The 9916-nt window shown below is 60.1% G+C and carries 7 protein-coding genes; all 7 read right to left on the bottom strand.

All coding sequences use genetic code 11. The features are described from left to right. Positions 1-321: 321 nt before the first annotated feature. Positions 322-1968 (bottom strand): iron ABC transporter permease, encoded by a 1647-nt coding sequence (locus F4Y00_05565; GenBank protein ID MYE04424.1) that lies wholly within the window; start codon positions 1966-1968, stop codon positions 322-324. Between the two features lie 6 nt (positions 1969-1974). Continuing rightward, positions 1975-2664 (bottom strand): recombination protein RecR, encoded by a 690-nt coding sequence (gene recR, locus F4Y00_05560; GenBank protein MYE04423.1) that lies wholly within the window; start codon positions 2662-2664, stop codon positions 1975-1977. 77 nt (positions 2665-2741) lie between these two features. Beyond that, a complete protein-coding gene (locus F4Y00_05555) occupies positions 2742-3074 on the bottom strand; it encodes a YbaB/EbfC family nucleoid-associated protein (GenBank protein ID MYE04422.1) in 333 nt (110 codons plus the stop codon). 75 nt (positions 3075-3149) lie between these two features. Continuing rightward, positions 3150-5162, bottom strand: coding sequence for a DNA polymerase III subunit gamma/tau (gene dnaX, locus F4Y00_05550; GenBank protein ID MYE04421.1), 2013 nt, complete (start codon positions 5160-5162; stop codon positions 3150-3152). Between the two features lie 135 nt (positions 5163-5297). Then, the gene (locus F4Y00_05545) at positions 5298-7946 is read right to left on the bottom strand and encodes a hypothetical protein (protein MYE04420.1); all 2649 of its coding nucleotides are present in this window, start codon (positions 7944-7946) and stop codon (positions 5298-5300) included. Positions 7947-7964: 18 nt separating this feature from the next. Beyond that, positions 7965-8864, bottom strand: coding sequence for a tetratricopeptide repeat protein (locus tag F4Y00_05540; protein MYE04419.1), 900 nt, complete (start codon positions 8862-8864; stop codon positions 7965-7967). A 14-nt stretch (positions 8865-8878) separates the two neighbouring features. Beyond that, positions 8879-9916 (bottom strand): VWA domain-containing protein, encoded by a 1038-nt coding sequence (locus tag F4Y00_05535; GenBank protein MYE04418.1) that lies wholly within the window; start codon positions 9914-9916, stop codon positions 8879-8881.

Raw genomic sequence — 9916 nt, 5'->3', positions numbered from 1 at the left:
GTTTACGAGAAACGGTAGCAGAAGTGCGCGCAGGCGAGAGGAAATTTGATCGTAGATCCGGGTGAGGGTGTCGAGTGGGACAAAGCGCCTGTTCGAAAAAAGGATTTACAGAATATGGCGCGTTGCCGGTCCGACAGGAGTTCTTTCCTACGAACCGGAGTGAAATAGTTCCCTGCGCGCATTGCCGGCGGAAATCTGTGCAGTATGGCGGCGTTTCCGTGCAGTCTTCGGGAAGAAGTCGACCAGCGTGCCCCTCTCGGCCTCCGGAAGGGCACTTCACGTGCGAACGTGAAGCGCTGAGCGAAGTGGCCCTATAGTATCCTATACAATGGATGTGCCCGATCTTCCTACAGCCACGGTGGCCAGTCCGATCAACAGCATCAGGAATACGCTATAGGCTGCTGCGGCGCCGAAGTCGTAAAGGCGTAACTGAGCCAGAATTTCCACGCTGATCGGACGGTTGTCGAAAACATAGAGCATGATGGACGAAACGAATTCGCCCACCGATGCGACGAAGGTAAGCAGGGCGCCCGCCCAGATACCCGGCGAGATGGCCGGTAGCACGATGCGGCGGAACGTGGTGGCGAATCGGGCGCCGAGATCGGCGGAAGCTTCCGCAAGACGGTCGTCGAATTGCTCGAGGGCTGCGGTGGTCGAGCGTACCACGAAAGGGATGTGGCGAATGAAATACGCCAGCGGCAAAATCCAGAATCCTCCGACGAGGATGGTGTTCAGTGCAGGCAGGGTAGGTTCGTTGAAGGTGACGATCAGGTTTACTGCGATCACGGTGCCCGGAATGGCGAACGGGAGGGCCGTGAGCAGGCGCGCCAGTCCGCGCCCCGGGATTTTTCCCTTCGCGATGTACAGGGCGGCCCCGACGCCGAACACAATGTTTCCGGCGGTCGCGAGAAGCGCCATGCGCAAGCTGTTCCAGATGGGATCGAGTACGTCCGGATCCCGGAAAAGCGCTGCATAATTGTCGAAGGTATACGCCGTCGGAAAAATCTGCCAGGTCCAGCTCCCTTCCTGTGCAAACGAGATCAGTACGACGGTCGCCACGGGCAAAAGCAGGAACGCCAGCATGGGCAGAGCCGCTGCGACGGCAACGATCCGCCCGGCTCCGCTCCGAACGGGTACCGGCGGAGCGGCGACTCCTTTTGCTGCTCCCTGTACACTACGCCTGCGGCGGCTTTCGAGCAGAAAAAGAAACAGCAGGCAGATCGCAGTCAGCAGGACGGAGACAGCTGCCGACAGAGGGAGGTTGCCATTCGTCTTGTAGTTGTAAATCTGCAACGTCAGGAAACTCTCTGTGCCGGCGAAAAGGAGTGGCGCCGTGAAGGATGCCATGGAGATCATGAAAACGAGCAGGGCCGCTCCGGCAAGCGCCGGTCTCAGTTGCGGCAGGATCACGCGCCGGAACGTGGTGGCCCCGGAGGCGCCAAGATCTGCGGAAGCTTCGGGCAGGCTCTTGTCCACGTTGCGGAGCGCCGATAACACAAACAGGTAAAAATAGACGTACATGGCATAGACATGCACGAGCCAGACGGCGGAGAGGCCCTCGAATGCAAACGGCGCATTGGCGAGACGGAAGATATCCTGAAGCACCCGTGGGAGAATACCGCTTTCGCCGTACAGGAAGAGAAAGGCAAGCACGCCTACAAGGGGAGGCAGTGCAAGGGGGAAGGCGGCGACCGCCATCAGCGTACCGCGCAGCGGGAACCGGAAGCGATGAAAACACCAGGCCAGCGTTGTGCCAAGTATACCTCCCCCAAGCACGGTCGCCACAGAGATGAATACGGAATTGAACAGGGCCCGTACGTTTGCGGACGACCAGGAAGAAAACAGTCGGGAGTAGTTTTCCGCGGTCAGCCCCAATTCGAACGTACGCAGGCTCGGGTAGAGCACGTACACTGCAAGTATGAGCAGGACGGGAACGGCAAGGAGCGTAGACCCTCGGCGCGTTAACATGGGCGGTCAGAGGGCGCTGCGGCCTTCAAGGGCGCGGGCCAGCGTGGCTTCGTCGGCGTATTCGAGGTCTCCCCCTATGGGCAGACCCCGGGCAATGCGCGTCAGGCGCACGCCGGCGGGTTTGAGCAATTGAGAGAGATAATAGACCGTGGTGTCTCCCTCCACTGTAGGATTCAGTGCAAAAATAATTTCCTTTGGGGGGATACGTGTATTCGGAACGGGTGCGTCTTCTGTGTTCTCCCCGGCAGACGCCCGCCCGTTTTGCGATACCGGTGCAGTGGCCTGCTCATGGGTCGGGTCGATGCGTTGCAGGAGTTCGGCGATATGGAGATCTTCCGGGCCTATGCCGTCCAGTGGCGAGATGGCCCCTCCCAGTACATGATATACGCCCCGGTACTCATTGAGGCGCTCGATCGCCAGGACGTCATTGGCTTCTTCCACGAGGCAAATTACGGCATGGTCGCGTTGTGGTGAACTGCAGATGGCGCAAGGGTCTGCATCGGTTACGTTGCAGCAGACGGAACATTGCTTGACGGTGTCCTTGACCCTGATCAGCGTGTGCGCCAGTTCTGCGATCTCGGCGCGGGACATTTTGAGTACGTGGGCCGCCAGCCGCTGCGCCGTCTTTCGCCCGATGCCAGGCAGTTTGGCAAACTGCTCGACAAGCGCCTCAACCGATTCGGAGGTGAATCCCATGCGTGTACGTACTGTTTCAGAGGCAGGCTGCGTTCAGGCAATGCAAGCTGCTTTACCGCGAGGTTCCGGGTACAGGTTCAAAATCCAGGCAGGCCCATGCCCGGGGGGAGCATGGCGCCCGCAATGCCGCCCATTTCCTTGTTCGCCATCTCCTCGGCTTCATCGAGCGCCTTGTTTACTCCGGCTACGACAAGATCTTCCAGCAATTCAACGTCTTCGGGATCGACCGCCCCTGGCTCAATACGGATATTCGTGATGCGGCGAGCGCCGTTGGCGGTCACCTTGACCATGCCGCCGCCGGACTCGGCCGTTACGGTTCTGGAGGCAAGGTTCTCCTGTGCCTCCTTCATCTTCTTCTGCATTTCCATCACCATGCCGAACATGTCGGCCATATTTACGCCGTCGGGCATACCATTCACCGTTTTCCGGAGATCAAGAGAGAAAAAAGTTTAACGACATAATCGCAGGTGTACGCATTGCGGGTATCACCAGACGGGTTCACCCCCGAACTGGTCGAAAATTTCGCGCACCACCGGATTTTCCTTGCGTTTGCGTTCCATGTATTCGTACGGATCAAAATCGGCGGCGGTTTCGGCGGCGCCGTCTGGTCCGGAGGTGTTCATGTCTTCGCGTACTGCACATTGAATCGTGTGGATCGGCACCTTCGCCAATGACTTCAGTTGCCCGGTTATGTAGCCGGCGCGTTCGGTCAGTACACGCCGGTGGAAGTCGTCCGGGACAGCGATGTGAATGATGCCCTCGTCGTATCCTTCCGGCTGCGCGCGATGCAGCATGGACCATATCTGTATTTTATCCTCCTTGACGTGCTCCAGCAGATCGTTCCAGACGGTTGCAATGGGGTTCGCATTTTCATCCGGGGCGACGATGGCGTCCGTTTCGACCGTTTCAAGGACGGCGGTGTCTACTTCGGCTGCGATATCCTGCCCGCCAGCGGTACTCAGTGTGTCTTCGGTCGGGATGCTGTCGCGTGGAATCAGGGGGTCGCCGAACAGGGTGTCGGCAATGGAGGGGGAGGCATCGGGTTGCCGGACAGGCTCGGGGGTTTCTGCAGGCGCGGTCACGGGAGTCAGCGCCGCAGGCGGCGCCAATTCCGAAGGATGCTCGTCTTTCCGGGGGGGCGGTGCTTTCGGCGCGGCCCTGGGTTCGGGATCGCCCGGGGGCGTATCCGGGTCGGCGTTACGGGGCGCCGGGGCGTTTTGTTTTTTTTGGAGAGGTGAGGCCGTGGCTTTGCGCGCAGTCGATGTCGTTTTTTCCGGCGCGCGCGGGCTTGCCGACGCCTTGGTGTTTGCGTTACCGGGAGACCGCCTGTCCGGTTCTGCGGCTTCCAGCCGATCTATTTTTGCAAGCGCCTCGCGCAGGTCTGCACCCAGTGTGACCATCGCCATGTTCAGCAGGATGGTTTCTACCTTCAGGCGCGGCTGGATACTGTTTCTGAGCGTGCTTTCCGCATTGGCAGCGAGCGTCAGAAGACGCAGCAGGTCCATTTCCGAAAAAGGCGCCACCGCCTCGGCATAGCGTTTCCGGGTCGCTTCCGCCGCCTCGATCAGTTCCGTATTCTCCATCGTGCGCGCAACAAGAAGATTGCGCAGGTGCTCCGTCAGTCCGGCAAGAAACTCCTGGAGGTCATGCCCGGCCCGGATCGCGTTTTCGACCAGTTGCAGCATTCCTCCCATATCGCGCGCGGCGATCCGATCTGTCACTTCGAAATACCGGTCGATGTCTACCACGCCAAGCGCCTTGACGAGCTCTGCGTAGGCGATGTCCGAACCGCACAGCGAAACGGCCTGATCGAATACCGACAGCGCATCCCGGAGCGCGCCATCCCCCTTGCGTGCAATGAGCAGCAGGGAGGCTTCGTCTGCGCGGATATTTTCCTCTTTGCAGATGTCATTTAACCGGGCAACGATTTCGGGTACGGAAATACGGCGAAAATCGAACCGCTGGCACCGGGACAGAATGGTGGGGAGTACTTTGTGCGGCTCGGTCGTTGCGAAGATGAAGAGGACATGCGGCGGCGGCTCTTCCAGGGTTTTAAGGAGCGCATTGAAGGCTGCCGTCGAGAGCATATGCACCTCGTCTACGATGTACACCTTGCGGCGGGCGCCCTGCGGGGGGATGCGCACCGTTTCCCTCAAGTCGCGAATATCGTCGACGCGGTTGTTCGAGGCGGCGTCGATCTCGATGACGTTCAGGCTGCGTCCTTCCTCGAACGTGCGGCATTGCTCGCAGGCGCGGCACGGTTCCGCCTGCCCGTCGCGTTCTTCCGGTGCGGTGGTGCAGTTGATGGCCTTTGCCAGAATGCGTGCTGCGGTGGTCTTGCCGACGCCGCGCGGCCCGCTGAAAAGATACGCGTGAGCCAGCCGATCCAATCGGATCGCGTTACGGAGCGTCTCCGTGACGTGCTCCTGCGCCACCAGTTCGTCGAACCGCTGCGGGCGGTACTTGCGCGCGGTGACGAGATACCTCTGTTCGGACATGTTGACGAGACGGTTCTGTAGGGGCCGGAGGGGCGTGAACCGGTTGAATAAGTATAGTCTGTACGGGGCCGGTTGTCAATGTCTCGTCGTCTGTTTCACCCGGTACGCACACGAGACAAATTTGCCATTACTTTTTCAAATTTCGCCGTAGGCGCTGGTGGGAACCCACCCCTGGACCCCGTTCGGCAGACGCACTTCGCTCCAGGCGGCACGGACCGTTACGACCTTGACGACGGCGCCTTCGTGTACGGTCAGGTCTGTAGCCGATCCATCCGGGCGGTCGGTCAGGTCCGTGGCGTCTTCCAGCATGACGGCCTGCACCGTGTGCATTTCTTCCCAGGATGCAACGAACCCGAACGGGACAAAAAGGGTGGCACTCACTATCCCGGCCAGCACTGCACGCCGCAACCATGGAGACCGGGTACGGCGGATGCGCATGGCAAGGGCTGCCGAGGCCACTCCATAGCCCAGCAGTCCGAACAGGAAGATGCCGGTCGGGGACAGGGTGTGAACGAGGCGGTTCCATGCCGGGCGCCAGAAGGGGGCGGGCAGTTGCGAGAAACTGTCGGTGGTCCGGTCCCGGACAATAGTGAGGTTATGCGCCAGTTCTTCACTTTCCGGCATGTATCGCCGGGACTTTTCGTAGAATCGGATGGCTTGTCCGATTTCGTCCAGTCGGAAATATGCATTCCCCATGTTGTAGTACAAGGCGCCGCTTGCATATCCGGCTTCAAGGGCGTTCTGGTAACTGGTCACGGCATCTCTGTGGGCGCCTTCGCGGAAGAGACGGTTTCCCTCGTCGAAATGGCGCACTGCTTCCGGAATGTCTTGCGCCTGTGCGGAGCGCGCGCAGGGGAGTAGCAGTATGGTGAGCAGCCCGAGGATTGCCGCCTTGTTTACTCCGGTCGTTTTTCCGTTGCGGGTCGATGTGACCGCTTCGTCCACGGCGACAATCAGCGAAGCCGCCCGTTCGTGCGCACTTTCCATAGCGGTACGGTCGGGCAGTACGGGTGCGAATCGGGCCTGATCGCATTCATCGAGGAGTTCGCGCAGGAGCCCGCGGACGCTGGTTTCTACCCCGGCGCCGTGCAGGCAAGCGTCCAGTTGGTCGCGGGTCCATCCTGTTTCGGGAACGTTCAGCCGGTTGCCGATGAAACCGTTCAGCGCTCGCTCTATTTCTTCGTAAAAGGCAATGGGCTGAGCGCTTTCCAGCAATTTCCCGGCTTGCCGCAGATGCTTGCGGGCCAGCGGATGCGCTATCCTGCCGCGTGCATATTCCGTATCGCTCGACAGCCGATCGGCATGGCGGCGTCGGACGTACAGAAATAGCAGGAAGCCCGGCGGAAACAGGAGTGCGGCATACGGCCAGGCGCGTCGGTGCAGAGGCGTTTCTTCGATCGGCCGCCAGCTACCGGAAATCGCCAGAATACCCGCGATATCGTCTACGGGGAAGCCCGCGGCGGTGGTTCCTGCCGCCAACGCCTCAACCGAGCCGGTAACGCGAATAACGGGCAGTTCGGCCTGTTGCTCCACATAGCGATCCTGCCCGGGGTCATACCAGGCGAATATAACGGGAGGCATCTCGAACGATCCATTGGCGCGCGGGATCACGATATACTCGAAGGTCTTGCGGCCCTGTATGCGCCGTCCCCCCCGGTTGATGGATGTTTCGATATTCGGTTCGTACCGCTCGAAGGCCCCCGGGGGGGCAAATGCCGGTTCGTCCAGCGTGGCTACGTTGCCGGTCCCCCGGATAGTAATGACAATATGCAGGGGTTCGCCTACCTCCACGTCTGTCTTGTTGACCGAAGCCGTTACATTCCAGGTACCGACCGCTCCGGAAAAAGCGGACGGCGCGCCTTCAGGCAGCGGAGTAATGCGCAGCCCAAGCGGTTCGGAAGCGATCTCGACAGGCTGGAATTGCCCGCGCAACGAAAAAAGCCGGTCGAATGGGCTGCTTCGTGTTGCGGACGGCAGGTGCACTTCGGATTCGACCTCAAGCGCATCGACCGTGAGCGTACCGGGCCGGGTCGGGAAGATAGCGACCCGCTTCAGCGGAATCGTGTGATAGAGTAACCCATTCTCTACTACATTTCCGGGTAGGGGACGCGTGTCGATGTCGAATTCCTCGCGCCAGAATCCCTCGGCGTCCCAGGACCCCGCAAGACGGCTGTGACGCAACTGGATGCCGTCCCGGAAATACAGCAGGTACTCGACGACGATTTGTTCGTTCTGGTGTGCCGTGGTGGCGCTGGGCACGGCGCGGATAAACAAATCGTTCGGTTCGAGAACCGCAGGTGTGTTGTTTTTGCGGCTATCCTGAGGCCAGGTGGGCGAAGGTGCGCCGAATGGCCAGTTTGAAGCCTGGGGCTGTGGTTGCTGAGGCCGTTGGGCCTGGTCCACTACGATGATTTCGAGCGGTTGTGTTTCCCAGGTCTGTCCGTCCACGGTCACGCTGGTGGCCAGAAGGCGGGCCGGGCCTTCCTGAAGCGGGCGGTAGCTCCAGCGGAACGTTACACTTTGCTCAAGCGCACCGTTCGTGAACGTCATGTTGCGGTGCACGCTCGGAGTGCTTTGCAGGAGCGCGAGCCCTTCAGCCTCCGGCGGAGAGGGGGTTTCGACACCGGAAAATCCGGCTCCCGCGACTTCCACGCTGAAAATCAGTTGCTCCCGGGCGCCGATGGTCGTTTCGTTGACCGTGGCGCGGACTTCGATATCCTGTCCGTACGCCGCCGGCATTCCGAAAAGCATCAGTATCCCGATATGAAACAAGTGTTTTTTCATTGCACGTCCCGCCTTTTTCTACCAGTCTTTTTCCACCCGGTGCGGGCGCATCTCGGTACGCTGGATTTCCCGTAGCAGGTTGCCTTCTTCCTGTTCCAGGGCCTGCAGGATACGCTCGGCCTGGGCCTGGCTCAGTTGCTGTTCTCCGGTTTGCCTGTTCTGTGGTTGCTGTTCCTGCTCCTGTGGGGATTCGTTTTGTGGCTGTTCGTTTTCGTCCTGCTGCTCATTCTGCCCACTTTGCTGCTGTGGCGACTCGTTTTCGTCCTGTTGCGGTTCGTTCTGGTCGTTGTTGCTGTTTTCGTTGCCGGATTCCTGCTGTTCCTGTTCCTGATTCTGTTCTTGTTGCTGGCTGTTTTGCTGTTCCTGTTGTTCCTGCTCTTCGATGCGCCGTTTCACGAATTCGTAGTTGAACCGGGCATCTTCATTATCCGGGTTCCGAAGCAGGCTGTCGCGGTAGTATGCGAGTGCTCCCTCAAGGTCCTGCACGGCAAAAGCGGCGTTGCCGGCATTATAGGCCGATCGGGCAACGTCGATTTCTTCGCCGGTTTCCCCGGCTTCCGCAATGGCCTGATCGAACGTCTGGCGGGCGGATTCGGCGTTGCCTGACTTGAGGAGCGCTGCTCCAAGGTTGTTGCGCAGGCCATAGCGCAGATGCGGTTGGGCATCGTCGGGAAGGATGGCGATGCCGCCGGCATAGGCGGCCGCGGCATCGTCGTAGGCTTCCTGACGGTACAGGTCGTTACCGCGTCGTCCGTCCCGTTTGCCGCTTGGCGCCCACAGTCCTTCGGGTGATGCCTCGGGTTCCTGTGTCTGCTCCACAGCAGGCGGGGCGGCGCCCGCTGCTTCGTCTTGCGCACGCTGTGCGACAGGAGGCGCAGCCGCGGATTGCAGCAACAGAAGGATAGCGAAAAGGGACATGATACGGATGTTTTTCAAGCGGACCCGAGCCGATCCTTGTTGCGGTTTTTACGCCGGTCGGGAATGGATCGTTCGATCAGCAACAGCAAAAGGGCAAGCGCCAGCGGCCATTGAAATTTTTCTTCGTATTCCTCGAATTCTTCCTGGGCAAACTCACTTTTTTCCAAACGTTCCAACGCCTCCGTTATTTTGGATAGGGAACTGGAGGTGCGGGCAATGCGGAAATATGCGCCTCCCTCAGACAGTTGGCGCAGGCCGTTTTCTTCAAGGCGGGTGCTTACGATATCCCCGTCCGCATTTTCCCTGAACCCGGTTCGCCGACCGTTCTGGTAGATGGGGATCGGGCTCCCACCCGTTTCGCCCACGCCTGCCGCATACATGACGATGTTTTCGTCGCGAGCCAGGTCGGCCAGTTCTTCCATGTCCGCTACGTGGTTTTCTCCATCCGACACGAAGAGCAGCGCACGGCTGCGCCCGTCATCCGGAGATTCAGCCGGAATATCGAAGGCCTGTACGGCCATGTTCAGGGCGGCTCCGAAATCGGTACCCGGCACCGCGATGGCTTCCGGACCGGCTACATCGAGGAAGAGACGCACTGCGGAGTAGTCTGTCGTGAGCGGGCATTGCAGGAAGGCGTCCCCGGCGAAAATAACCAGCCCTATCCGGTCGCCGCGCAGCTCGTCCAGCAATTTTCGGATTTCGTTTTTGGCGCGATCAAGGCGATTCGGGGCAACGTCTTCAGCCAGCATGGACGCGGACACATCGAGGGCGATGACAAGATCAACCCCTTCACGCTTCACATCGCGGAGTTGCGTGCCGAAACGCGGCCCGGCCAGCGCAAGCGCAACAAGGGCGATAGCGGATGTCACGATGGCTGCTTTCCATCGCCGGCGCCGTGAGCTGGTTTCCGGCGTGAGGCGGGCCACGGTATCCCGGAGACCAAACCGCCGAATTGCCTCGCGGCGTTTCTGCGCCGCCCACAGAAAGAGGACTGCGGCCAGCGCAGGGCCTGCCGCCACGGTCCAGAGATATGCAGGATGCAGCCAGTCCAT

The sequence above is a fragment of the Bacteroidetes bacterium SB0662_bin_6 genome (assembly GCA_009839485.1).
Taxonomy (GTDB): domain Bacteria; phylum Bacteroidota; class Rhodothermia; order Rhodothermales; family VXPQ01; genus VXPQ01.
Note: the sequence above shows the minus strand (reverse complement) of the source record. Positions and strands in the feature narration are given on the sequence as shown.

Excerpts from the sequence above, each read along its gene's own strand:
- F4Y00_05540 (MYE04419.1), bottom strand. The coding sequence starts at position 8,864 with ATGTCCCTTTTCGCTATCCTTCTGTTGCTGCAATCCGCGGCTGCGCCT.
- F4Y00_05565 (MYE04424.1), bottom strand. The coding sequence starts at position 1,968 with ATGTTAACGCGCCGAGGGTCTACGCTCCTTGCCGTTCCCGTCCTGCTC.
- F4Y00_05555 (MYE04422.1), bottom strand. The coding sequence starts at position 3,074 with ATGCCCGACGGCGTAAATATGGCCGACATGTTCGGCATGGTGATGGAA.
- recR (MYE04423.1), bottom strand. The coding sequence starts at position 2,664 with ATGGGATTCACCTCCGAATCGGTTGAGGCGCTTGTCGAGCAGTTTGCC.
- dnaX (MYE04421.1), bottom strand. The coding sequence starts at position 5,162 with ATGTCCGAACAGAGGTATCTCGTCACCGCGCGCAAGTACCGCCCGCAG.
- F4Y00_05545 (MYE04420.1), bottom strand. The coding sequence starts at position 7,946 with ATGAAAAAACACTTGTTTCATATCGGGATACTGATGCTTTTCGGAATG.
- F4Y00_05535 (MYE04418.1), bottom strand. The coding sequence starts at position 9,916 with ATGGACTGGCTGCATCCTGCATATCTCTGGACCGTGGCGGCAGGCCCT.